This is a genomic window from Enterobacter sp. BNK-8 (assembly GCF_048685095.1).
In the GTDB taxonomy this organism is placed as follows: Bacteria; Pseudomonadota; Gammaproteobacteria; order Enterobacterales; family Enterobacteriaceae; genus Enterobacter; species Enterobacter quasiroggenkampii.
The window spans coordinates 4,661,829-4,685,461 of the sequence record NZ_JBLQTN010000001.1 but is presented as its reverse complement, the minus strand read 5'-3'; the positions used below and the strand labels follow the sequence as shown (position 1 = coordinate 4,685,461).

Genomic DNA, 23,633 nt, shown 5'->3' with positions numbered 1-23,633 from the left:
AATTAGGCGCAGTTTACCTGAATCATCGCTGAATTTCCTGCCAACGAACAAAAGCCGGACGCGAAGAGGCCACCGCGTCAGCCCAGCGCGTCGGCTCCGGTAAACGGTAGCCCTTCATGCAGCGTTGTACCCACGCCAGAGCACTGTCCATGCTCACCCGATGGCCGGTGGCGATGAACAGCGGATTACAGCGCGCCTTGCTGCGCCAGACCCACGCCAGCTGCTCGCCCTTATGGATGAGCGGCGCCAGCGCACCCGGCTCGGCGGAGAGTGGCTCAAACGCCCCGCACAGGCGTTTCTTGGCAACGCCAATGGTCGGCACATCCACCAGCAGCCCAAAGTGGCTGGCAACGCCTAAGCGGCGCGGGTGTGAGATCCCGTGCCCATCGACAAACAGCAGGTCAGGTTTTTGCGAGAGCTGCTCCCACGCTGCCAGCAGCGCGGGATATTCGCGAAAGGAGAGAAAGCCGGGAATATAGGGCATGGTGGTGGCAATACGCGCGACCTTGTACTCCACCAGCTCGAGCGAAGGGTACTTCAGTACCACCATCGCCGCTCGCGTCACGTCCCCACCCTGCTCGAACCCGACGTCTGCTCCGCCAATGTACTGCGGAGGATCCTTATCCAGACGATCCTCGCGGATCACCGATGAGGCCAGTTCGATTTGTTGAGCGCGTAGCGACGCGAGATCCATAACGACTCCTTACTTGTGATACTGGGCAGAAAGCCGATGCACCGCCTCCACAAATACGCCTGCGTGCTCTGGCGGTACATCCTGATGAATACCGTGGCCGAGGTTAAAGACGTGGCCTTCCCCCTGGCCGTAACCAGACAGTATAGTCGACACTTCTTCTTCAATGCGGGCAGGCGGCGCATAGAGCATGGACGGGTCCATATTGCCCTGCAGCGCCACTTTGTCGCCCACGCGGCGGCGGGCATCGGCAATATCGGTGGTCCAGTCGAGACCCAGCGCGTCGCAGCCGGTGGCGGCCATCGCTTCCAGCCACTGGCCGCCACCTTTGGTGAACAGCGTCACCGGCACGCGGCGACCTTCGTTTTCACGCAGCAGGCCGTCGACGATTTTATTCATGTAGTACAGGGAGAACTGCTGATAATCGCGGCCGGTCAGCACGCCGCCCCAGGTGTCGAAAATCATCACCGACTGCGCACCCGCCTTAATCTGCGCGTTCAGATAGAGCGTGACGCTCTTCGCCAGCTTGTCGAGCAGCGCATGCAGGGCCAGCGGCTCGGCGTACATCATCTTTTTAATCAGGGTGAAGGCTTTACTGCTGCCCCCTTCCACCATATAGGTCGCCAGCGTCCACGGGCTGCCGGAGAAGCCAATCAGCGGCACTTCGCCTTTCAGCTCGCGGCGAATGGTGCGCACGGCGTTCATCACGTAGCCCAGTTCACCTTCCGGATCGGGGATCGGCAGCTTGTCCACGTCGGCTTTGCTTTTGATCGGAGAGGTGAAACGCGGGCCTTCACCCGTTTCAAAGTACAGGCCCAGGCCCATGGCATCCGGAATGGTCAGAATATCCGAGAAGAGGATCGCCGCATCCAGCGGGAAGCGGCGCAGCGGCTGGAGCGTCACTTCACAGGCCAGCTCGGCGTTTTTGCACAGCGACATAAAATCGCCCGCCTGCGCGCGCGTGGCTTTGTATTCTGGCAGATAGCGTCCCGCCTGGCGCATCATCCACACCGGGGTGACATCAACGGGCTGTCGCAGCAGCGCACGCAGATAACGATCGTTCTTCAGTTCGGTCATTTTTGCAGTTCCTTAAGCGTCATGGCCTCAGTGTAACACTACTCATACTCGGCCCGACACATCGCTACGGTATCTTCTATCAGCCGGCGCGCCACGGTGCCCGGCGGTGGTAACAGCGGTAAATCGTCGTAGCGATACCAGTTCGCGTCCAGCAGCTCTTTCTGATCGATAACGATCTCGCCGCTGTCGTATTCGGCCATAAAGGCCGTCATCAGCGACTGCGGGAACGGCCACGGCTGGGAGGTGACGTAGCGCAGGTTCTTCACTTTGATCCCGCTCTCCTCCATCACCTCGCGCGCCACCGCCTGCTCCAGCGTTTCGCCCACCTCGACGAAGCCGGCCAGCACGGTGTGAACGCCGTTGCGATGGCGGGTATGTTGCGCCAGCAGGATGGAATCCTCCCGGCGGATAGCGACGATAATGCACGGCGCAATCTGCGGATAGTAGCGTTCGCGGCAGTGGCTGCAGAGCATCGCCCATTCGGTTTTGCTCGGACGCATGGTATGACCGCAGTAGCCGCAGTATTTGTGCGAGCGATAAAACTCCGCCAGCTGCACGCCGCGCCCCGCCAACTGGAACAGGCCCACGTCCAGATCCAACACCTGGCGAACGGATCCCATATCCTGACGACGCGCTTGCTGGATCAACCACACGGGCTCACCCTGCCACTCGCCGATCTTTAGCGCTGGCTGGCCCACGAGATCGAACGTTTCCGCCGCACCGTAGGGCAGTTCTCCACCGGGCAACCATAATTTTTGTTCGTGGCTGACGATCCACCAACCCAGATCTGATTTTTCAATAATACGATCCATATCTATTGCACTACCTTCGCTTCACTGACATGTTGTTAGCATTGTGGTTACATTCTGGATAAGCAGATTCAATCCTACACTTTGCGGAGTCGACCATGTTAAACCAGCTAGAAAGCCTGACTGAGCGCGTTAGAGGAAGTAACAAACTGGTGGATCGCTGGCTTCATGTGCGCAAGCATCTACTCGTGGCTTATTACAATCTGGTCGGCATTAAGCCTGGCAAAGAATCGTTTATGCGGCTGAACGAAAAAGCGCTGGATGATTTTTGTCAGGGCCTGGTCGACTATCTGTCTGACGGCCATTTCAATATTTATGAACGCATTATCCGCGAAATGGAAGGGACAACGCCGTATTTAGCGGCCAGCAAACTCTATCCGCTGCTGGAGGCCAACACCCAGCAGATCATGGATTACTATGATTCCACGCTCGAGAATGCCATCGATCACGATAACTACCTTGAGTTTCAGCGGGCATTATCCGACCTCGGTGAAGCGCTGGAGGAGCGATTCACGCTGGAAGATAGACTGATTAGCCTCGTCCTGGATGCCAGTCCCGAAGATAACGTCGCGCGCCCGGCTTGAGTTCTTAATCGTTAACGAGTAATTTACAACCATTCGCCCCTCTCACGAGGGGGATTTTTCTTGTCGGAGTGCCCAGAGCGAAAGCCGGGCTGAGACCGTTAATTCGGGATCCGCGGAACCTGATCAGGTTAATACCTGCGAAGGGAACAAGAGTCACACTGCTGTTGTATCGCCCCCCCGGGCGATCCTCTCTTGCTTCATCCGTCGTCTGACAAGCCATGTCCTTCACTTTTGGAATGAGCTATGTCTACTGCAAAACTGACCCGCCGCGAACAGCGCGCACAGGCCCAGCACTTCATCGACACCCTGGAAGGCACCGCTTTCCCGAACTCGAAACGCATCTATATTTCCGGCTCGCAGGCCGATATCCGCGTCCCGATGCGCGAAATCCAGCTCAGCCCGACGCTTATCGGCGGCAGCAAAGAGAATCCGCAGTATGAAGACAACGAAGCCGTACCGGTGTATGACACCTCCGGCCCGTACGGCGATCCCTCTGTTACGATCAACGTTCAGCAGGGTCTGGCAAAGCTGCGCCAGCCGTGGATAGAGGCGCGTAACGACTGCGAAGAACTCAGCGTACGCAGTTCTGCGTACACCAAAGAACGCCTGGCCGACGACGGTCTGGACGCGCTGCGCTTTACCGGCCTGCTGACGCCAAAACGTGCCAAAGCGGGCAAATGCGTGACCCAGCTGCACTACGCCCGCCAGGGGATCGTCACGCCGGAGATGGAGTTCATCGCCATCCGCGAGAACATGGGCCGCGAGCGTATCCGCAGCGAAGTGCTGCGCTACCAGCATCCGGGAGAGGGCTTTGGCGCGCGCCTGCCGGAGAACATCACGCCGGAATTTGTGCGTGACGAAGTGGCCGCCGGCCGCGCGATTATCCCCGCCAACATTAACCACCCGGAATCCGAGCCTATGATTATTGGCCGCAACTTCCTGGTGAAGGTTAACGCTAACATCGGTAACTCGGCCGTCACCTCCTCCATCGAAGAAGAGGTGGAAAAGCTGGTCTGGTCAACGCGCTGGGGCGCGGACACGGTAATGGATCTCTCCACCGGCCGCTATATTCACGAAACCCGCGAGTGGATCCTGCGTAACAGCCCGGTTCCGATTGGCACCGTCCCGATTTATCAGGCGCTGGAGAAGGTCAACGGCATTGCCGAAGATCTGACCTGGGAAGCGTTCCGCGACACGTTGCTGGAGCAGGCCGAGCAGGGCGTCGACTACTTCACCATTCACGCGGGCGTGCTGCTGCGCTACGTGCCGATGACCGCGAAGCGTCTGACCGGTATCGTCTCGCGCGGCGGTTCGATCATGGCGAAGTGGTGCCTCTCCCATCACCAGGAGAACTTCCTCTACGAACACTTCCGCGAGATCTGCGAAATCTGCGCCGCTTATGACGTCTCGCTGTCGCTGGGCGACGGCCTGCGCCCGGGCTCCATCCGTGACGCCAACGACGAAGCGCAGTTTGCCGAGCTGCACACGCTGGGCGAACTGACCAAAATCGCCTGGGAGTATGACGTGCAGGTGATGATTGAAGGCCCGGGACACGTGCCGATGCAGATGATCCGCCGCAACATGACCGAGGAGCTGGAGCACTGCCACGAAGCGCCGTTCTATACCCTGGGGCCGTTGACCACCGATATTGCGCCGGGCTACGACCACTTCACGTCAGGCATTGGCGCGGCGATGATCGGCTGGTTCGGCTGCGCCATGCTCTGCTACGTGACGCCGAAAGAGCACCTCGGCCTGCCAAACAAAGAGGACGTGAAGCAGGGGCTGATTACCTACAAAATTGCCGCCCACGCGGCGGATCTGGCCAAAGGCCACCCGAGCGCGCAAATCCGCGATAACGCCATGTCGAAGGCGCGCTTTGAATTCCGCTGGGAAGATCAGTTCAACCTGGCGCTGGACCCGTTCACCGCCCGCGCCTACCACGACGAAACCCTGCCGCAGGAATCGGGCAAAGTCGCGCACTTCTGCTCCATGTGCGGACCAAAATTCTGCTCGATGAAAATCAGCCAGGAAGTGCGCGACTACGCCGCCACGCAAACCATTGAAGTGGGTATGGCGGACATGTCTGAAACCTTCCGCGCCAAAGGCGGCGAAATCTACCTCAAAAAAGAGGAGGCGTAATGTACCAGCCCGATTTCCCACCCGTCCCCTACCGTTTAGGGCTCTATCCGGTGGTGGACAGCGTGGCGTGGTTAGCGCGACTGCTGGAGGCAGGCGTTCGCACCCTCCAGCTGCGCATCAAGGATAAGCGCGATGACGAGGTGGAAGCCGATGTGGTTGCCGCCATTGCGCTGGGGCGTCGGTATAACGCCCGGCTGTTTATCAACGACTACTGGCGGCTGGCCGTTAAGCACCGGGCGTACGGCGTGCATCTGGGTCAGGAGGACCTGGAAACAACGGATCTGAGCGCAATCCGTGAAGCCGGGCTGCGTCTTGGCGTGTCAACGCACGATGACATGGAGATCGACGTGGCCCTGGCGGCCCGTCCCTCTTACATCGCACTCGGTCACGTCTTCCCGACGCAAACCAAGCAGATGCCCTCCGCACCGCAGGGTCTGATGCAGCTGGCGAGTCACGTTAAACGCCTTGCCGATTACCCCACCGTCGCCATCGGCGGAATCAGCCTTGAACGTGCCCCGGCGGTGCTGGAGACCGACGTCGGCAGCATCGCCGTCGTCAGCGCCATCACCCAGGCCGCAGACTGGCGGTCCGCCACCGAACAGCTTTTACAGCTGGCAGGAGCAGGCGATGAATGATCGCGACTTTATGCGCTACAGCCGTCAGATCCTGCTGGAGGATATCGCCATCGACGGCCAGCAAAAACTGCTCGCCAGCCGGGTGCTGATTGTTGGCCTGGGAGGATTAGGCGCACCCGCCGCGCTCTATCTGACAGGTGCGGGCATCGGCACGCTGGTGCTGGCCGACGACGATGAGGTCCACCTCAGCAATCTGCAGCGGCAAATCATCTTTACTACCGACGATATCAACCAGCCGAAAGCGAAAATCACCCGGCAGCGGCTGAACCAGCTTAACCCGGATATCGAGCTGATTGCCTTACAGGAGCGTCTTAGCGGTGAAAGCCTGCACCGTGAAGTCGCCCTTGCCGACGTGGTGCTGGACTGTACCGACAACATGGCGACGCGCCAGGCGATCAACGCCGCCTGCGTGGCAAATCATACGCCGCTTATCACCGCCAGCGCGGTGGGGTTCGGCGGGCAAATGATGGTTCTGACGCCACCGTGGACGCAGGGCTGCTATCGCTGCCTGTGGCCGGACGATGCCGAGCCGACGCGCAACTGCCGTACGGCGGGTATTCTGGGTCCGGTGGTCGGCGTGATGGGCACCATGCAGGCGCTGGAGGCTATCAAGCTGCTCAGCGGCATGGAGACGGAACGCAATACGCTGCGGCTGTTTGATGCCCGCTCCAGCGGCTGGCGCCAGCTGGCGTTACGCCGCGCCAGCCGCTGCCCGGTATGCGGAGGCCGCGATGCGCATTCTGTTTAACGATGAGCCGATGAGATGCGACGACGGGCTTACCGTTGCCGCACTGCTCGACAAGCTGCGTCAGCTCAAGCCGGGAACGGCGCTGGCGCTCAATCAACAGATCCTGCCGCGCGAGCAGTGGGAACATCAGCAGGTCAATGAAGGCGACCAGATCCTGCTGTTTCAGGTTATCGCAGGGGGCTGAGATGTTACGTATTGCCGATAAGGTTTTTGATTCGCATCTGTTTACCGGAACCGGAAAATTCGCCTCGCCGCAGCTGATGGTGGATGCCATTCGTGAAAGCGGCAGCCAGCTGGTGACGCTGGCGCTCAAGCGCGTGGATCTGCGCCATCACAGCGATGCCATTCTTGCTCCGTTGCTGGAAGCAGGCGTGACGCTGCTGCCCAACACCTCCGGAGCGAAAACCGCCGAAGAGGCAATTTTCGCCGCACAGCTGGCGCGTGAAGCGCTCGGCACCCGCTGGCTGAAGCTGGAAATCCATCCGGATGCCCGCTGGCTGCTGCCCGACCCGATTGAAACGCTGAAAGCGGCTGAAAAGCTGGTTCAGCAAGGGTTTACCGTCCTGCCTTACTGCGGGGCCGACCCGGTGCTGTGCAAACGTCTCGAAGAGGTCGGCTGCGCCGCCGTCATGCCGCTGGGGGCCCCCATTGGCTCCAACCAGGGGCTGGAGACCCGCGCGATGCTGGAAATCATTATTGAGCAGGCTACCGTGCCGGTGGTGGTTGATGCGGGCATTGGCGTGCCCAGCCATGCCGCGCAGGCGCTGGAAATGGGGGCTGACGCGGTGCTGGTCAATACGGCTATCGCGGTTGCCGACGATCCGGTCATGATGGCGCGGGCATTCCGCCTGGCCGTGGAGGCCGGCCTGCTGGCAAGGGGATCAGGTCCCGGCTCGCGCAGTTTCCAGGCGCAGGCCACCAGCCCGCTGACCGGTTTTCTGGAGGCGATCTCATGAGCACGTTTACCGAGCGCTGGCGACAGCTTAGCTGGGACGACATTGCCCTGCGCATCAACAGCAAAACGGCGGCTGACGTGGAGCGCGCGCTGCATGCCCGTCAGCTGACCCGCGAGGATCTGATGGCCCTGCTCTCCCCGGCGGCCAGCGCGTACCTCGAACCGATGGCTCAGCGAGCGCAGCGGCTCACCCGCCAGCGTTTTGGCAACACGGTGAGCTTCTACGTACCGCTCTATCTCTCCAACCTGTGCGCCAATGACTGCACCTACTGCGGCTTCTCCATGAGCAACCGCATCAGGCGAAAAACCCTTGATGAGGGTGAGATTGCCCGTGAGTGTGCAGCCATCCGTGAAATGGGCTTTGAACATCTTCTGCTGGTTACGGGCGAACATCAGGGGAAAGTGGGAATGGACTATTTCCGTCGGCATCTTCCTGCCATTCGTCGTCAGTTTGCGTCGTTGCAGATGGAAGTGCAGCCTCTGTCGCAGGAGGAGTACGCGGAGCTCAAAACGCTCGGGCTGGACGGCGTTATGGTCTATCAGGAAACCTACCACGAGGCGACGTACGCCCGGCACCACCTGAAAGGCAAGAAACAGGATTTCTTTTTCCGCCTGGAAACGCCGGACAGGCTGGGTCGCGCCGGCATCGACAAAATCGGTCTGGGTGCGCTGATCGGGCTCTCCGACAGCTGGCGGGTGGATTGTTACATGGTGGCGGAACATCTGCTGTGGCTTCAACAGCGCTACTGGCAGAGCCGTTATTCCATCTCCTTCCCGCGCCTGCGTCCCTGCGCGGGAGGAATTGAGCCGGCTTCTCTGATGGATGAACGCCAGCTGGTGCAGACCATCTGCGCGTTTCGCCTGCTCGCACCGGAAGTGGAATTATCGCTCTCAACGCGCGAGTCCCCGGCGTTTCGCGATCGCGTCATCCCGCTTGCGATTAACAACGTCAGCGCATTTTCCAAAACGCAGCCAGGCGGCTACGCCGACGATCGTCCCGAGCTGGAACAGTTTGTACCGCATGATAGCCGACGTCCTGAAGCGGTCGCTGCCGCCCTGACAGCGCAGGGTCTGCAGCCTGTCTGGAAAGACTGGGACAGCTGGCTGGGAAGAGCCTCGCAGTGACGTTGAAACGCACTGCAACACGTTAAAAAATTATCGAGGCACAACGAAAAGGCAAAACCGGAGGATTGTCAGCGATCGTCCGGTTTTTTATTGTCACACGGTCAGCAACGGATGCTGACCAGGGCGAAAAGCTTCTTCCTCGTTTCGCCCTGCCTCTGGTGCATTACACAAACGGTCCCTGCCAGTTTAATAAGTATTTTCTTAATGGTTCTTAAGATAAATCATCCCGTCAGAAATCGTGTGCCGTATAATTCACCGCTAACCGCAGGACAGCGACTATGCTGAGAGGATATCGGCAGACGAAAAGTATTCACCATCAGGAACGATGTACAGCTCATGGCACTTCACAGCAAAAAGCTCTCTTTTACCCGGCCCATTATGCTCAGCTTCGCGGGGATCCTCTGCAGTTTTGCGGTGATCGCGATCGCGGTGACGCTTTCGCAACGGAAGGATTTTCTTGAGGATTATCATAAGATCAATAGCAACTTCACGCATAACCTGGCGGTGAACTACACCGAATCTATCCTGCGTGAAAACGACTATATCCTGGGCCGTTCCGCGATGTACTTTGCGCGCGACGACAGGCTAAACGAGACGCTCAACGTCAATCCGACGCAGGGACTGCAGATGATGATGCATCTGCAGAACCTGATGCCGACCGTCTCCTCCATCTCGCTGGCGGACACGCAAGGGCATTATCTCCGCGCACCGGAAGTGCTCCCCACGGAGACGAGTAAAACCTTCGATCCCCGGACGCGACCGTGGTTTGTCGCTCAGGCGGAAGCCAGCATCTTCAGCCACTATACCCGTCCTTACATGGACTACTTCACCGGCCATCCGACGGTGACGCTTTATAAGCCTTTGATATCGCCTGAAGGGAGGCTGAAGGGAACGCTCGCTTTCCATCTCGATTTGACCTCAATGGGCTTCACCCTGCGTCAGATGGTGGCGCCCGTTCAGGGGGAATTCTTCGTCGTCGAACGCGATGGTGCCGTGGTGCTGCATCCGGATACCGGCGCGCTCTTCAAGCAGTATGTGAGCGAAGCGCTGATGGATAAAATGACCAGCGGCGAAGGTCATCTTTACGACAAGAAAAGCAACGCCTGGTATTACTACTATTCGTTTACCAACCCGGACTGGTTTGTCATCTACCGGGTATCCGGTGCGACGCTTACCGATATTACCCGCCACGAAACGACAATCGTTGGCTGGGGGTTTGCGCTGGCGGCCATCATCATCATCCTCTTCGGCTTATACCTCCGCCACGCCTCGCGTAGCGTGTTGATGCACATTATCAATGCCATCAAAACCGGCGATGTCAGCGAGGCGCCGCGCCTGGAAGCGATGCTGAGCCACACGATTCAGTCCAATAAAGAGCGCGAAATGGCGTATGTGCGCCAGGCCACCCACGATGCGCTGACGGGCTGTAAAAACCGCCGCGCGTTCGACAGCGATGTCGCAGAGCTGCTGAATACCCAGCAGCCTTTCGCGATGGCGCTGGTGGATATCGATAACTTCAAGTCAATTAACGACACGCTGGGTCACCTGACCGGTGATATCGTTCTGCGCAACGTGGCTCGGGAAGGGATCCAGATTATGCAGCCACATCATGTTTCGGTTTACCGTTATGGTGGAGAAGAGTTCGCGGTCATCTTCCAGGCGGAGCAGATGTCTTCCGCGCTCTCCTTGCTGGAAGCGTGGCGTACCGCCGTTGAAAATCGCGTCTGGCGGGAAGAAAACCTGCGCGTTACGTTCAGCGGTGGTCTTGGAGAGTGGCATTTTGAGCCGCTGGAACAATTCGTCGGAAGCGTTGATAACGCCCTCTACAGCGCCAAACAGCAGGGAAAAAACCGCATCATTCGCACATCCATCAGCTAATCCTCTCTCCTTCACCCTGCCCGTTTCGACGGGCCGGGTACCCGCCAGTGTAAAATTGTAACCGGTTTCAGAAAATCGCCTGTTTCTTTGTGATGCCTGACACACAATCGCGGTAAAGCGGTTGTTGAAGCGGTCTGCACGGGATAATTATCAATAAACACATGTAGATCGAGGCTGATTATGAAGAACATCGTTTTATGCTGTGCAGCGGGAATGTCAACCAGCATGCTGGTTCAACGTATGAAAGATGCCGCGCAGAAAAAAGGGGTTGAAGTCACCATTAAAGCCGTTCCGGTTGCGGAGTTTAAAGACAACATCGCGACGGCCGACATCGTATTACTGGGGCCACAGGTTAAATACGAGCAGGCTAAATTACAGGCACAGGCCGACCCGTTAGGTAAAAAGGTCGCGGTGATCGACATGATGGATTACGGCATGATGAAAGGTGATGCCGTACTGGATAAAGCGCTCAAACTTCTGGAGTCATAATGGAAGACTTAGAAACCACGATTATGGAACTGCTTGTTAACGCAGGTGCAGCGCGCAGTGCGGCCCTGACGGCGTTGCAGATGGCGCGTAAAGGTGAGTTTGACGAAGCTGAAAAAGCGATGGAAGAGTCGCGTGAATATGTGAAGCATGCGCACACCATACAGACGCAGCTTATTGGTCTTGATGAGGGGACCGGGAAACTTCCGGTTAACCTGATCACCGTCCACTCTCAGGATCACCTGATGAACGCCATGGTCATTCAGGACCTGGCAGGCGATATGATTGAGCTTTATCGCCGGATCCCGTTAGTGAATTGAAAACATGCAGATGTAAAAAAACCCGCCGAGGCGGGTTTTTTATTAGCGGCTCAACGATTACTCGTTGTCAGAACCACCCAGACCTGCGTTCAGCAGTTCTGCCAGGCTCGCGGATGCATCTTCAGCAGTCACCTGCGGTGCAGCTGGCAGTTCGCCCGCAGCACGACGACGCATACGATCCTGATGGTACGCATAACCGGTACCAGCCGGGATCAGACGACCCACGATAACGTTCTCTTTCAGACCGCGCAGTTCATCACGTTTACCTGCAACAGCAGCTTCGGTCAGGACACGAGTCGTTTCCTGGAACGATGCTGCAGAGATGAAGGACTCGGTTGCCAGAGACGCTTTGGTGATACCCAGCAGATCGCGCGAGAAGGTCGCACCGATTTTGCCGTTCGCTTCCAGTTCGCGGTTAGCGATCTTGACGCGTGAGTATTCAACCTGCTCGCCTTCCAGGAACTCGGAGCTGCCTGCGTTTTCGATGGTTGCTTTACGCAGCATCTGACGAACGATAACTTCAATGTGCTTATCGTTTATCTTAACGCCCTGCAGACGATAAACGTCCTGTACTTCGTTGGTGATGTAACGCGTTACCGCATGTACGCCACGAAGACGCAGAATGTCGTGCGGCGCTTCTGGACCATCGGAAACCACGTCACCACGTTCTACACGTTCACCTTCGAACACGTTGAGCTGACGCCACTTAGGAATCATCTCTTCGTACGGTTCGCTGCCATCTACTGGTGTGATAACCAGACGGCGTTTACCTTTGGTCTCTTTACCGAAGGAGATGATACCGCTGATTTCAGCCAGGATTGCAGGCTCTTTCGGACGACGCGCTTCGAACAGGTCCGCAACGCGTGGCAGACCACCGGTGATGTCCTTGGTACCGCCGGATTCCTGAGGAATACGCGCCAGGGTGTCACCAGAGCTGATCTGTACGCCATCTTCCAGCTGTACAATCGCTTTACCCGGCAGGAAGTACTGCGCAGGCATATCGGTACCTGGGATCAGAACGTCGTTACCCTGAGCATCAACGATTTTCAGTGCAGGACGCAGATCTTTACCACCGGTAGTACGTTCAGCAGAATCCAGAACCACCAGAGAAGACAGACCGGTCAGCTCGTCGGTCTGACGAGTAATGGTCTGGCCGTCAATCATGTCAGTGAAGCGGATGAAACCACTTACTTCGGTGATAACCGGCATGGTGTGTGGATCCCAGTTTGCAACGGTTTCACCGCCGGCAACCTGCTCGCCATCACCTTTCGCCATAACCGCACCGTAAGGCACTTTATAGCTCTCTTTGGTACGACCGAATTCGTCGATCAGCTTCAGCTCGGTGTTACGGGAAGTGATGACCAGTTTACCGCTGGAGTTCACAACCGACTTCGCGTTGCTGAGCTTGATGCTACCTTTGTTTTTCACCTGGATGCTGGATTCAGCAGCCGCACGAGATGCCGCACCACCGATGTGGAACGTACGCATCGTCAGCTGTGTACCCGGCTCACCGATGGACTGTGCCGCGATAACGCCGATGGCTTCACCTTTGTTGATGATGTGGCCACGCGCCAGGTCACGACCGTAGCAGTGTGCACATACACCAAAGTCGGTGTCACAGGATACAACGGAACGGACTTTCACGGAGTCAACAGAGTTCGCTTCCAGCAGGTCACACCAGTGCTCGTGCAGCAGCGTGTTGCGTGGAACCAGAATGTCTGCCGTACCCGGCTTCAGAATGTCTTCCGCGGTTACACGACCCAGAACGCGATCGCGCAGTGGCTCTTTAACATCACCACCCTCGATAACCGGGGTCATGGTGATACCTTCGAGGGTGCCACAATCGTCTTCGGTCACAACCAGGTCCTGCGCAACGTCAACCAGACGACGCGTCAGATAACCGGAGTTCGCTGTTTTCAGTGCGGTATCCGCCAGACCTTTACGCGCACCGTGCGTGGAGATGAAGTACTGGAGTACGTTCAGACCTTCACGGAAGTTCGCGGTGATTGGCGTTTCGATGATGGAGCCATCTGGCTTCGCCATCAGACCACGCATACCTGCCAGCTGACGAATCTGTGCTGCAGAACCACGCGCACCGGAGTCGGCCATCATGTAAATGCTGTTGAAGGAAACCTGCTGTTCTTCTACGCCGTCACGGTTAATCACGGTTTCGGTCTGCAGGTTATCCATCATCGCTTTGGATACACGATCGTTCGCCGCGGCCCAGATATCGATAACTTTGTTATAGCGTTCGCCCGCGGTAACCAGACCAGACTGGAACTGCTCCTGGATCTCAGCAACTTCGGCTTCCGCTTCAGAGATGATCTCGTGTTTCTTCTCTGGGATGACCATGTCATCGATACCAACAGATGCACCTGAACGCGCTGCATACGCAAAGCCGGTGTACATTGTCTGGTCAGCGAAGATAACGGTCGGCTTCAGACCCAGAATGCGGTAACAGGTGTTCAGCATTTTGGAGATCGCTTTCTTGCCCAGCGCCTGGTTGACGATGGAGAAAGGCAGACCTTTCGGTACGATCATCCACAGAATGGCACGGCCAACGGTCGTGTCTTTCAGGCTGGTTTTCGCAACGAATTCGCCGTTTGCATCTTTTTCGTATTCGGTGATACGCACTTTAACGCGCGCATGCAGAGAGGCCAGGCCAGCGCGATAAATACGCTCAGCTTCTTTCGGGCCAGTCAGCACCATGCCTTCGCCTTTGGCGTTAACACAGTCACGGGTCATGTAGTACAGACCCAGTACAACGTCCTGAGAAGGAACAATGATTGGCTCACCGTTCGCTGGAGACAGGATGTTGTTGGTAGACATCATCAGCGCACGCGCTTCGAGCTGGGCTTCCAGCGTCAGCGGTACGTGAACAGCCATCTGGTCACCATCGAAGTCGGCGTTATATGCCGCACAAACCAGCGGGTGCAGCTGAATAGCTTTACCTTCGATCAGGACCGGCTCAAATGCCTGGATACCCAGACGGTGCAGGGTTGGTGCACGGTTCAGCAGTACCGGGTGTTCGCGGATCACTTCGTCCAGGATATCCCAAACGACAGCTTCTTCACGCTCAACCATTTTCTTCGCGGCTTTGATGGTGGTGGCCAGGCCACGCAGTTCCAGCTTGCCGTAGATGAACGGTTTGAACAGCTCCAGTGCCATTTTCTTCGGCAGACCGCACTGATGCAGACGCAGGTATGGACCTACGGTGATTACAGAACGACCGGAGTAGTCAACACGCTTACCGAGCAGGTTCTGACGGAAACGACCCTGTTTACCTTTGATCATGTCGGCCAAAGATTTCAGAGGACGTTTGTTAGAACCGGTGATCGCACGACCACGACGACCGTTATCCAGCAGGGCATCTACCGCTTCCTGCAGCATACGTTTTTCGTTGCGTACGATGATGTCCGGGGCAGCCAGATCCAGCAGACGTTTCAGACGGTTGTTACGGTTGATCACGCGACGATACAGATCGTTCAGATCGGACGTTGCGAAACGACCACCATCCAGCGGAACCAGTGGACGCAGATCTGGCGGCAGAACCGGCAGAACGGTCAGGATCATCCACTCTGGCTTGTTACCAGACTGAACGAACGCTTCCAGCAGTTTGATACGCTTGGTCAGCTTTTTACGCTTGGTTTCGGAGTTGGTTTCGTTCAGCTCTTCACGCAGCTGCTCGCACTCTTGCTCCAGATCCATGCTCTTCAGCAGGGCCTGAATAGCTTCCGCACCCATCTTCGCGTCGAATTCGTCACCGAACTCTTCCAGCGCGTCCAGATACTGCTCTTCAGTCAGGATCTGATGACGTTCCAGGTTCGTCATCCCGCCTTCGATAACCACATAAGATTCGAAGTACAGAACACGTTCGATATCACGCAGCGGCATATCCAGCAGCAGACCGATACGGGACGGCAGGGATTTCAGGAACCAGATGTGAGCAGTCGGAGACGCCAGCTCGATGTGGCCCATACGCTCACGGCGTACTTTGGTCTGGGTCACTTCAACGCCGCACTTCTCACAGATCACACCACGGTGTTTCAGGCGCTTGTACTTACCGCACAGGCACTCGTAATCTTTTACTGGCCCGAAAATACGCGCACAGAAAAGGCCGTCACGCTCAGGTTTGAACGTACGGTAGTTGATGGTTTCCGGCTTTTTAACTTCACCGAAAGACCATGAACGGATCATGTCTGGCGAAGCCAGAGCAATTTTGATCGCATCAAACTCTTCGGTTTTAGTCTGCGCTTTCAGAAACTTTAATAAATCTTTCACGGATTTGCTCCCGTCGGAGTTAGCACAATCCGGTGCCGGGGATTAACCCGGCACCAGTGACCTGTTTGAGCGAGAATTACTCGTCTTCCAGTTCGATGTTGATACCCAGCGAACGAATCTCTTTCAACAGAACGTTGAAGGATTCTGGCATGCCCGGTTCCATCTGATGGTTGCCGTCCACGATGTTTTTATACATCTTGGTACGACCGTTCACGTCATCAGACTTAACGGTGAGCATTTCCTGCAGGGTGTATGCCGCGCCGTATGCTTCCAGCGCCCACACTTCCATCTCCCCGAAGCGCTGACCACCGAACTGTGCCTTACCACCCAGCGGCTGCTGAGTAACCAGGCTGTAAGAACCGGTAGAACGAGCGTGCATCTTGTCGTCGACCAGGTGGTTCAGTTTCAGCATGTACATGTAACCTACGGTTACCGGACGTTCGAACTGTTCACCGGTACGGCCGTCAAACAGCGTAATCTGACCAGACGTTGGCAGACCACCCAGTTGCAGCAGCTCTTTAATTTCAGCTTCTTTTGCACCGTCGAATACCGGCGTTGCAATTGGCATACCTTTGCGCAGGTTCTCTGCCAGACGCAGCACTTCTTCATCGCTGAAGGTGTTCAGGTCGACTTTCTGACGCACGTCGGTACCCAGATCGTAGGCACGCTGGATGAATTCGCGCAGTTTCGCGACTTCCTGCTGCTGTTTCAGCATGGCGTTAATCTTGTCGCCGATGCCTTTCGCAGCCATACCCAGGTGAGTTTCCAGGATCTGACCAATGTTCATACGAGACGGTACGCCCAGTGGGTTCAGTACGATATCTACCGGCGTACCGTTAGCATCGTGCGGCATATCTTCGATCGGGTTGATCTTAGAGATAACACCCTTGTTACCGTGACGACCTGCCATCTTATCACCAGGCTGGATCTGACGTTTAACAGCCAGATACACCTTAACAATCTTCAGCACGCCTGGTGCCAGATCGTCGCCCTGAGTGATTTTGCGGCGTTTCGCTTCGAGTTTTTTCTCGAACTCGTGTTTCAGTTCGTCATACTGCTCAGCCAGCTGTTCCAGCTGATTTTGTTTCTCTTCGTCGGTCAGGCCCAGTTCCAGCCAGCGATCGCGTGGCAGTTTGTCGAGCTTCTCAGCTTCAACGCCACCGGCAACCAGCACCGCATAGATACGGCTGAACAGACCCGCTTCGAGGATCTGCAGTTCTTCAGACAGGTCTTTCTTAGCCTGTTTGAGCTGCATCTCTTCGATTTCCAGCGCACGCTTATCTTTCTCAACGCCGTCACGAGTGAAGACCTGAACGTCGATAACCGTACCGGAAACACCGTTTGGTACGCGCAGAGAAGAGTCTTTAACGTCAGACGCTTTCTCACCGAAGATGGCACGCAGCAGTTTCTCTTCTGGCGTCAGCTGGGTTTCACCTTTAGGCGTAACCTTACCTACCAGAATGTCGCCGCCGGTCACTTCCGCACCGATGTAAACGATACCGGATTCATCCAGTTTGGAGAGCGCAGCTTCACCCACGTTAGGGATGTCAGCGGTGATCTCTTCTGGCCCCAGCTTGGTGTCACGGGACACACATGCCAGTTCCTGAATGTGGATGGTGGTGAAACGATCTTCCTGAACCACACGCTCGGAGACGAGGATGGAGTCTTCGAAGTTGTAACCGTTCCACGGCATGAACGCTACGCGCATGTTCTGACCGAGCGCCAGTTCACCGAGGTCGGTGGACGGACCGTCTGCCAGCACGTCGCCGCGCTCAACTGGCTCACCCAGAGATACGCAAGGCATCTGGTTGATACAGGTGTTCTGGTTAGAACGGGTGTATTTGGTCAGGTTATAAATGTCGATACCTGCTTCGCCCGGATACATCTCGTCTTCGTTAACTTTGATAACGATACGGGATGCGTCGACGTACTGAACGGTACCGCCACGCTTAGCAACTGCAGTAACACCGGAGTCAACGGCAACAGCACGTTCCATACCGGTACCAACCAGCGGCTTATCAGCGCGCAGAGTTGGAACGGCCTGACGTTGCATGTTCGCACCCATCAATGCACGGTTGGCGTCATCGTGTTCCAGGAACGGGATCAGGGACGCACCGACGGATACCACCTGCTGGGTGGATACGTCCATGTAGTCAACCTGGTCGCGGCTGAACAAGCTGGATTCGCCTTTGCTACGGCAGGTCACCAGATCTTCTACAAAGTGGCCTTCGTCATCCAGGTTGGAGTTCGCCTGAGCGATAACGTAGTTGCCTTCTTCGATAGCAGACAGGTAGTGAATTTCGTCGGTTACAACACCGTCAGTCACTTTACGGTACGGCGTCTCAAGGAAACCGTATTCGTTCGTCTGTGCGTACACGGACAGGGAGTTGATCAGACCGATGTTTGGACCTTCAGGCGTTTCGATTGGACATACGCGACCGTAGTGCGTCGGGTGTACGTCTCGAACTTCAAAGCCTGCACGTTCACGGGTCAGACCGCCTGGGCCGAGTGCAGAGATACGACGTTTGTGCGTAATCTCAGACAGCGGGTTGTTCTGGTCCATGAACTGAGACAGCTGGCTGGAACCAAAGAACTCTTTCACTGCTGCAGAAATCGGCTTGGCGTTGATCATATCCTGAGGCATCAGGGTATCCAGATCGCCCAGAGACAGACGCTCTTTCACCGCACGCTCTACACGCACCAGGCCAACGCGGAACTGGTTTTCCGCCATTTCGCCGACGGAACGGATACGACGGTTGCCGAGGTGGTCGATATCGTCCACTTCGCCTTTACCGTTACGGATATCGATGAGCTTCTTCATCACTTCGATGATGTCGTCTTTGCTCAGGATACCGGAACCTTCAATTTCGTCGCGCAGCAGAGAACGGTTGAACTTCATACGACCAACCGCAGACAGATCGTAGCGGTCTTCGGAGAAGAACAGATTCTCGAACAGGCTTTCCGCCGCTTCGCGAGTTGGTGGCTCACCAGGACGCATCATGCGGTAGATTTCAACCAGCGCACTCAGACGATCGGTCGTTGGGTCGACGCGTACCGTCTCAGAGATGTACGGACCGTGGTCCAGATCGTTGGTGAACAGCGTTTCGATACGTTTGTGGCCAGCCTGACTCAGCTTAGCCAGCAGATCCAGGCTCAGCTCCATGTTCGCCGGGCAGATCAGCTCGCCAGTTGATTCATCAACGTAATCTTTCGCGGCTACTTTTCCTGCAATGTATTCAACCGGAACTTCGATGTGTTTGATATCATCTTTTTCCAGCTGGCGGATGTGGCGCGCGGTGATACGGCGACCTTTTTCCACATACACTTTGCCGTCGGCTTCGATGTCGAACGACGCGGTCTCACCACGCAGACGTTCCGGCACCAGCTCCATCTGCAGCTTGTTGTCGCGGATTTCAAAGATCACTTTCTCAAAGAACAGGTCCAGGATCTGCTCAGTGGTATAGTTCAGTGCACGCAGAATGATGGTTGCAGGCAGTTTACGACGACGGTCGATACGGACAAACAGGTTGTCTTTTGGATCGAACTCGAAGTCCAGCCAGGAACCACGGTAAGGAATGATGCGTGCGTTATACAGTACTTTACCGGAAGAGTGTGTTTTACCTTTATCGCTGTCGAAGAAGACGCCCGGGCTACGATGCAGCTGGGAAACGATAACACGCTCAGTACCGTTGATAACGAAAGTACCGTTGTCTGTCATGAGTGGAATTTCACCCATGTAGACTTCTTGTTCTTTAATGTCTTTTACGGTGCCTTCCGGCGCTTCGCGCTCGTAGATCACCAGACGCAGTTTTACGCGCAGCGGTGCGGAATAGGTCACGCCACGGATCTGACATTCCTGAACGTCAAACACCGGTTCGCCAAGGCGGTAGCTGACGTACTGCAGCTCGGAGTTACCGCTGTAGCTCTGAATCGGGAACACGGAGCGGAAGGCTGCTTCCAGACCGTACTGCCCTTCAGGATCTTGCTCGATAAACTTCTGGAACGAGTCAAGCTGGATAGAAAGGAGATATGGAATGTCCAGAACTTGTGGACGTTTACCAAAATCCTTACGAATACGTTTTTTCTCGGTATAGGAGTAAACCATAGGGTTCCTCAGCTCGCTGACAAGTCGACCCATCTGTCCGACGAAGGGACAGTTTGTGCAACACCATTTTGTGGACCGGAAAATTGAATACTTTCCGCAATACCTGTTGCTATCACGCTTAAATCATTTCGTCGCGATTTACACAGAGCGAGCACCCTGTCGCAATATATTAAGTCGTCGATAGAAACATGCATTGTCAGGACAATCAGCAGTCAAACAGTGTGAAATGCTACTGATGCCTTACAGCGCAAAAAGGCTGGTGACTAAAAAGTCACCAGCCATCAGCCTAATGACTTAGGCTGCAACCAGAAAAGTTGGCTTATTTAACTTCAACTTCAGCGCCAGCTTCTTCCAGAGATTTTTTCAGTGCTTCTGCGTCGTCTTTGCTCACGCCTTCTTTCAGCGCAGCTGGAGCAGATTCTACCAGGTCTTTAGCTTCTTTCAGACCCAGGCCAGTTGCGCCACGTACTGCTTTGATAACAGCAACTTTGTTCGCGCCAGCAGCTTTCAGAATTACGTCGAATTCAGTTTTTTCTTCAGCAGCTTCAGCCGGGCCCGCAGCTACAGCTACAGCAGCAGCAGCAGAAACACCGAATTTTTCTTCCATTGCAGAAACCAGCTCTACAACGTCCATTACGGACATAGCTGCTACTGCTTCAATGATTTGATCTTTAGTGATAGACATTTAAATTGTTCCTGAAAATCAGAATAAGTTTATACGTAAGCAAATGCTTTATAAAGATAACTGCGATTAAGCAGCTTCTTTCGCATCGCGTACAGCAGCCAGAGTGCGAACCAGTTTGCCAGCCGCAGCTTCTTTCATGGTTGCCATCAGGCGTGCAATTGCTTCTTCGTAGGTCGGCAGGGTTGCCAGGCGATCGATTTGCGATGCCGGGATCAACTCACCTTCAAAGGCTGCAGCTTTGACCTCAAATTTTGCATTCGCTTTCGCGAACTCTTTGAACAGACGAGCAGCAGCGCCCGGGTGTTCCATAGAGTATGCAATCAGGGTCGGACCAACAAACGTGTCTTTCAGGCACTCGAACTGAGTACCTTCAACTACGCGGCGCAGCAGGGTGTTACGAACAACACGCATGTATACGCCAGCTTCACGACCTGCTTTACGCAGTTCAGTCATTTTGTCTACAGTAACGCCACGGGAATCCGCAACTACTGCAGACAGCGCGCCTTTGGCTACTTCGCTGACTTCAGCAACAATCGCTTGTTTGTCTTGAAGATTTAAAGCCATTAGCTTTGCTCCTGGATGTTTGCCGGAACTCATGTTCCGGAACTCACTTCACTCTTCCCAACGGAAAGAGCGTCTTAATACGGTGAGCAGAAACAAGCCAGAGTATCCAAAAATAATCTTAGCGTTCTGTCACCGTCTACGCAGGGGATTAAGTCTCTTGCGAAACACCTGCGGTCTTCGACGGAGGCCTGGATTAGGCCAGGCTCCAACGAACAAATCTTTTAGCCGCTAACTTTTGTTAGCAAACGTGGGGGTAAGATTGTAGACAAAATCACCGCCCACGTAAAGGCATTAGTTTGCAGCAGCGCTCAGGCCAGCCTGGTCAACTGCAACACCTGCACCCATGGTGGTGGAGATGCTAACTTTCTTGATGTACACGCCTTTCGCCTGAGTTGGTTTTGCTTTTTTCAGCGCAACCAGCAGAGCTTCCAGGTTTTCTTTCAGTTTGTCAGCGTCAAAGTCCACTTTACCGATGGTGGTGTGGATGATGCCGTTTTTGTCGTTACGATAACGAACCTGACCTGCTTTAGCGTTCTTAACCGCTTCAGCAACGTTAGGCGTTACAGTACCCACTTTCGGGTTTGGCATCAGGCCGCGTGGACCCAGAACCTGGCCCAGCTGGCCAACAACGCGCATTGCATCTGGAGAAGCAATAACAACGTCAAAGTTCATTTCGCCTTTCTTGATCTGATCAGCCAGATCTTCCATACCTACCAGTTCAGCGCCGGCAGCTTTAGCAGCTTCAGCGTTTGCACCCTGAGCAAATACAGCTACACGTACGGAACGGCCAGTACCGTGTGGCAGTACAGTTGCGCCACGAACGTTCTGATCAGATTTACGCGCGTCGATGCCCAGGTTAACGGCAACGTCAACGCTTTCAACGAACTTAGCAGTTGCCAGTTCTTTCAGCAGAGCGATAGCTTCGTTGATGTCGTACTGTTTGGTCGCATCAACTTTGTCACGGATCACGGACATGCGCTTGGTCAGTTTAGCCATTTCTTAGTCCTCCACTACCAGGCCCATGGAACGTGCAGTACCTTCGATTGAGCGAGTCATCGCTTCAATGTCGGCACCAGTCATGTCGGCAGCTTTGGTCTGCGCGATTTCCTGCAGCTGAGCGCGGGAAATTTTACCCACTTTGTCTTTGTTCGGTTTACCGGAACCAGACTTGATACCAGCCGCTTTCTTCAGCAGAACTGCTGCTGGAGGGGTTTTGGTAACGAAAGTGAAAGAACGGTCAGCGTAAACAGTGATTACGACTGGGATTGGCAGACCTTTTTCCAGGGATTCAGTTTTTGCGTTGAACGCTTTACAGAATTCCATGATGTTCACACCCTGCTGACCCAGAGCTGGACCAACTGGTGGACTTGGGTTCGCCATACCAGCTGCAACCTGCAGCTTGACGTAGGCTTGTACTTTCTTAGCCATTCTAAAATCCTCTGATTGGGTAATAGCGCCTCAGTGAGGCTCCCCGTGAATAAAATTCGTTTTACGGGCCGGGCCCATAAAAACAAAAGGCGCGAAATTGTATTCCAATCTCGCGCCCTGTGCAACGATTAAATCGTCGCTTTTTTGATCGCTGCTTAGGCTTTTTCGACCTGAGCAAAGTCCAGTTCTACCGGGGTCGCACGACCGAAGATAGATACAGAAACTTTCAGGCGGGACTTCTCGTAGTCCACTTCTTCAACGACGCCGTTAAAGTCAGCAAACGGACCGTCATTAACACGCACCATTTCACCCGGTTCAAACAGCGTTTTCGGACGCGGCTTATCACCAACCTGCTGCAGGCGGTTCATAATCGCATCCACTTCTTTGTCGCTGATTGGCGCCGGACGGTCAGACGTGCCGCCGATAAAGCCCATCACGCGCGGTACGCTGCGCACCAGGTGCCAGCTCGCGTCGTTCATCACCATCTGAACCAGCACGTAACCCGGGAAGAATTTGCGTTCGCTTTTGCGACGCTGGCCGCCACGGATCTCGACCACTTCTTCGGTCGGAACCATAACTTCGCCAAATAACTCTTCCATGTTGTGTAATTTGATATGCTCACGCAGCGACGTTGCTACGCGGCCTTCAAAACCGGAAAACGCCTGAACGACGTACCAGCGCTTTTTAGGGGCTTCAGACATCTCAGAACCTCAGGCCAGTGATAAAGGATACCAGGCGAACCAGAATACCATCCAGTCCCCACAGGATCAGTGACATTACAGCGGTAACCGCCGCTACGATCAGCGTGGTGTGCAATGTTTCCTGGCGAGTCGGCCAAATTACCTTACGGACTTCGGTACGCGCTTCGCGAGCAAAAGCGACAGTCGCTTTGCCTTTCGTCGTCAACAGCGCGACACCACCCGCTGCAGCAATCAGAATTACCACTGCAAGCGCGCGTAGCGGCAGCATCATGTCACGATAAAGGTAGTTGCCGACAATCGCTACGATCAGCAGAACGGCTACTACTACCCATTTCATCGCTTCCAGGCCGCGCCCGCTCCCTTGAGCTTCGGTATTCGCACTCATAAACCAACCTGTCAGAAGTATTCTACAAACATTTTCA

Annotated in this window: 21 protein-coding genes and 1 riboswitch; of the genes, 10 read left to right on the top strand and 11 right to left on the bottom strand. The window is 55.4% G+C overall.

From position 1 onward, the window contains the following. Positions 1-22 precede the first annotated feature (22 nt). From nfi to nudC, 3 genes are read right to left on the bottom strand one after another with little or no spacing between them, the layout of a single operon-like run. Entirely contained in the window at positions 23-694 is a 672-nt protein-coding gene (gene nfi, locus ACMGGU_RS22610; protein ID WP_021242964.1) for a deoxyribonuclease V, read from the bottom strand. Positions 695-703: 9 nt separating this feature from the next. Continuing rightward, positions 704-1,768 (bottom strand): uroporphyrinogen decarboxylase, encoded by a 1,065-nt coding sequence (hemE, locus tag ACMGGU_RS22605; RefSeq protein WP_395299720.1) that lies wholly within the window; start codon positions 1,766-1,768, stop codon positions 704-706. Positions 1,769-1,806: 38 nt separating this feature from the next. Then, positions 1,807-2,580: an NAD(+) diphosphatase gene (gene nudC / locus ACMGGU_RS22600; protein WP_048226934.1), complete on the bottom strand. Its 774-nt coding sequence runs from the start codon at positions 2,578-2,580 to the stop codon at positions 1,807-1,809. A gap of 95 nt (positions 2,581-2,675) precedes the next feature. On the opposite strand from nudC, the gene ACMGGU_RS22595 reads away from it, so the two are divergent. From ACMGGU_RS22595 to ACMGGU_RS22550, 10 genes are all read left to right on the top strand, one after another. Beyond that, a complete protein-coding gene (locus tag ACMGGU_RS22595; RefSeq protein WP_045909516.1) occupies positions 2,676-3,161 on the top strand; it encodes an Rsd/AlgQ family anti-sigma factor in 486 nt (161 codons plus the stop codon). A 54-nt stretch (positions 3,162-3,215) separates the two neighbouring features. Continuing rightward, a riboswitch (TPP riboswitch) is annotated at positions 3,216-3,324 on the top strand. Between the two features lie 80 nt (positions 3,325-3,404). After that, the gene (thiC, locus tag ACMGGU_RS22590) at positions 3,405-5,300 is read left to right on the top strand and encodes a phosphomethylpyrimidine synthase ThiC (protein ID WP_420300944.1); all 1,896 of its coding nucleotides are present in this window, start codon (positions 3,405-3,407) and stop codon (positions 5,298-5,300) included. Further along, positions 5,300-5,935: a thiamine phosphate synthase gene (gene thiE, locus ACMGGU_RS22585; protein ID WP_395299719.1), complete on the top strand. Its 636-nt coding sequence runs from the start codon at positions 5,300-5,302 to the stop codon at positions 5,933-5,935. The genes thiC and thiE overlap by 1 nt, the downstream gene beginning before the upstream one ends. After that, on the top strand, positions 5,928-6,683 hold the full coding sequence (locus ACMGGU_RS22580; protein WP_420300943.1) for a HesA/MoeB/ThiF family protein: 756 nt from the start codon (positions 5,928-5,930) through the stop codon (positions 6,681-6,683). The genes thiE and ACMGGU_RS22580 overlap by 8 nt, the downstream gene beginning before the upstream one ends. Beyond that, positions 6,667-6,867, top strand: a complete 201-nt coding sequence (gene thiS, locus ACMGGU_RS22575; RefSeq protein WP_032644502.1) for a sulfur carrier protein ThiS — start codon at positions 6,667-6,669, stop codon at positions 6,865-6,867. Before ACMGGU_RS22580 ends, thiS begins: the two co-directional genes overlap by 17 nt. 1 nt (position 6,868) lies before the next feature. Further along, on the top strand, positions 6,869-7,639 hold the full coding sequence (gene thiG / locus ACMGGU_RS22570; protein ID WP_048226928.1) for a thiazole synthase: 771 nt from the start codon (positions 6,869-6,871) through the stop codon (positions 7,637-7,639). Next, the gene (gene thiH, locus ACMGGU_RS22565) at positions 7,636-8,763 is read left to right on the top strand and encodes a 2-iminoacetate synthase ThiH (protein WP_395299718.1); all 1,128 of its coding nucleotides are present in this window, start codon (positions 7,636-7,638) and stop codon (positions 8,761-8,763) included. Before thiG ends, thiH begins: the two co-directional genes overlap by 4 nt. A gap of 336 nt (positions 8,764-9,099) precedes the next feature. Beyond that, positions 9,100-10,641 carry a sensor domain-containing diguanylate cyclase gene (locus tag ACMGGU_RS22560; protein WP_048030764.1) on the top strand — a complete coding sequence of 514 codons (1,542 nt, stop codon included), beginning with the start codon at positions 9,100-9,102 and terminating at the stop codon, positions 10,639-10,641. A gap of 180 nt (positions 10,642-10,821) precedes the next feature. Further along, on the top strand, positions 10,822-11,130 hold the full coding sequence (locus ACMGGU_RS22555; protein ID WP_008503456.1) for a PTS sugar transporter subunit IIB: 309 nt from the start codon (positions 10,822-10,824) through the stop codon (positions 11,128-11,130). Further along, a complete protein-coding gene (locus tag ACMGGU_RS22550; protein WP_008503455.1) occupies positions 11,130-11,447 on the top strand; it encodes a PTS lactose/cellobiose transporter subunit IIA in 318 nt (105 codons plus the stop codon). The genes ACMGGU_RS22555 and ACMGGU_RS22550 overlap by 1 nt, the downstream gene beginning before the upstream one ends. 57 nt (positions 11,448-11,504) lie before the next feature. On the opposite strand, the gene rpoC is transcribed toward ACMGGU_RS22550, so the two are convergent. The 8 genes from rpoC to secE form a co-directional block, all read right to left on the bottom strand. After that, a complete protein-coding gene (rpoC, locus tag ACMGGU_RS22545) occupies positions 11,505-15,728 on the bottom strand; it encodes a DNA-directed RNA polymerase subunit beta' (RefSeq protein WP_045909523.1) in 4,224 nt (1,407 codons plus the stop codon). Positions 15,729-15,804: 76 nt separating this feature from the next. Beyond that, positions 15,805-19,833 (bottom strand): DNA-directed RNA polymerase subunit beta, encoded by a 4,029-nt coding sequence (gene rpoB, locus ACMGGU_RS22540; RefSeq protein WP_045909524.1) that lies wholly within the window; start codon positions 19,831-19,833, stop codon positions 15,805-15,807. Between the two features lie 319 nt (positions 19,834-20,152). Beyond that, the gene (gene rplL / locus ACMGGU_RS22535) at positions 20,153-20,518 is read right to left on the bottom strand and encodes a 50S ribosomal protein L7/L12 (RefSeq protein WP_002445276.1); all 366 of its coding nucleotides are present in this window, start codon (positions 20,516-20,518) and stop codon (positions 20,153-20,155) included. A 66-nt stretch (positions 20,519-20,584) separates the two neighbouring features. Beyond that, positions 20,585-21,082 carry a 50S ribosomal protein L10 gene (gene rplJ, locus ACMGGU_RS22530; RefSeq protein WP_003862338.1) on the bottom strand — a complete coding sequence of 166 codons (498 nt, stop codon included), beginning with the start codon at positions 21,080-21,082 and terminating at the stop codon, positions 20,585-20,587. 291 nt (positions 21,083-21,373) lie between these two features. Beyond that, positions 21,374-22,078: a 50S ribosomal protein L1 gene (gene rplA / locus ACMGGU_RS22525; RefSeq protein ID WP_006810530.1), complete on the bottom strand. Its 705-nt coding sequence runs from the start codon at positions 22,076-22,078 to the stop codon at positions 21,374-21,376. A gap of 3 nt (positions 22,079-22,081) precedes the next feature. After that, positions 22,082-22,510, bottom strand: a complete 429-nt coding sequence (gene rplK / locus ACMGGU_RS22520; protein ID WP_008503452.1) for a 50S ribosomal protein L11 — start codon at positions 22,508-22,510, stop codon at positions 22,082-22,084. Positions 22,511-22,665: 155 nt separating this feature from the next. Continuing rightward, positions 22,666-23,211 (bottom strand): transcription termination/antitermination protein NusG, encoded by a 546-nt coding sequence (gene nusG / locus ACMGGU_RS22515; RefSeq protein ID WP_003862341.1) that lies wholly within the window; start codon positions 23,209-23,211, stop codon positions 22,666-22,668. 1 nt (position 23,212) lies between these two features. Further along, positions 23,213-23,596, bottom strand: a complete 384-nt coding sequence (secE, locus tag ACMGGU_RS22510; protein ID WP_003862342.1) for a preprotein translocase subunit SecE — start codon at positions 23,594-23,596, stop codon at positions 23,213-23,215. Between the last annotated feature and the right edge of the window lie 37 nt (positions 23,597-23,633).

What these genes read in the sequence shown, in the direction of transcription:
- nudC (WP_048226934.1), bottom strand. Translation starts at nt 2,580, where the DNA reads ATGGATCGTATTATTGAAAAATCAGATCTGGGTTGGTGGATCGTCAGC.
- rplK (WP_008503452.1), bottom strand. Translation starts at nt 22,510, where the DNA reads ATGGCTAAGAAAGTACAAGCCTACGTCAAGCTGCAGGTTGCAGCTGGT.
- hemE (WP_395299720.1), bottom strand. Translation starts at nt 1,768, where the DNA reads ATGACCGAACTGAAGAACGATCGTTATCTGCGTGCGCTGCTGCGACAG.
- rplL (WP_002445276.1), bottom strand. Translation starts at nt 20,518, where the DNA reads ATGTCTATCACTAAAGATCAAATCATTGAAGCAGTAGCAGCTATGTCC.
- thiE (WP_395299719.1), top strand. Translation starts at nt 5,300, where the DNA reads ATGTACCAGCCCGATTTCCCACCCGTCCCCTACCGTTTAGGGCTCTAT.
- thiG (WP_048226928.1), top strand. Translation starts at nt 6,869, where the DNA reads ATGTTACGTATTGCCGATAAGGTTTTTGATTCGCATCTGTTTACCGGA.
- ACMGGU_RS22555 (WP_008503456.1), top strand. Translation starts at nt 10,822, where the DNA reads ATGAAGAACATCGTTTTATGCTGTGCAGCGGGAATGTCAACCAGCATG.
- nusG (WP_003862341.1), bottom strand. Translation starts at nt 23,211, where the DNA reads ATGTCTGAAGCCCCTAAAAAGCGCTGGTACGTCGTTCAGGCGTTTTCC.
- ACMGGU_RS22550 (WP_008503455.1), top strand. Translation starts at nt 11,130, where the DNA reads ATGGAAGACTTAGAAACCACGATTATGGAACTGCTTGTTAACGCAGGT.
- ACMGGU_RS22560 (WP_048030764.1), top strand. Translation starts at nt 9,100, where the DNA reads ATGGCACTTCACAGCAAAAAGCTCTCTTTTACCCGGCCCATTATGCTC.
- secE (WP_003862342.1), bottom strand. Translation starts at nt 23,596, where the DNA reads ATGAGTGCGAATACCGAAGCTCAAGGGAGCGGGCGCGGCCTGGAAGCG.
- rplJ (WP_003862338.1), bottom strand. Translation starts at nt 21,082, where the DNA reads ATGGCTTTAAATCTTCAAGACAAACAAGCGATTGTTGCTGAAGTCAGC.
- ACMGGU_RS22580 (WP_420300943.1), top strand. Translation starts at nt 5,928, where the DNA reads ATGAATGATCGCGACTTTATGCGCTACAGCCGTCAGATCCTGCTGGAG.
- thiH (WP_395299718.1), top strand. Translation starts at nt 7,636, where the DNA reads ATGAGCACGTTTACCGAGCGCTGGCGACAGCTTAGCTGGGACGACATT.
- ACMGGU_RS22595 (WP_045909516.1), top strand. Translation starts at nt 2,676, where the DNA reads ATGTTAAACCAGCTAGAAAGCCTGACTGAGCGCGTTAGAGGAAGTAAC.
- thiS (WP_032644502.1), top strand. Translation starts at nt 6,667, where the DNA reads ATGCGCATTCTGTTTAACGATGAGCCGATGAGATGCGACGACGGGCTT.
- rplA (WP_006810530.1), bottom strand. Translation starts at nt 22,078, where the DNA reads ATGGCTAAACTGACCAAGCGCATGTCCGTGATCCGTGACAAAGTTGAT.
- thiC (WP_420300944.1), top strand. Translation starts at nt 3,405, where the DNA reads ATGTCTACTGCAAAACTGACCCGCCGCGAACAGCGCGCACAGGCCCAG.
- nfi (WP_021242964.1), bottom strand. Translation starts at nt 694, where the DNA reads ATGGATCTCGCGTCGCTACGCGCTCAACAAATCGAACTGGCCTCATCG.
- rpoB (WP_045909524.1), bottom strand. Translation starts at nt 19,833, where the DNA reads ATGGTTTACTCCTATACCGAGAAAAAACGTATTCGTAAGGATTTTGGT.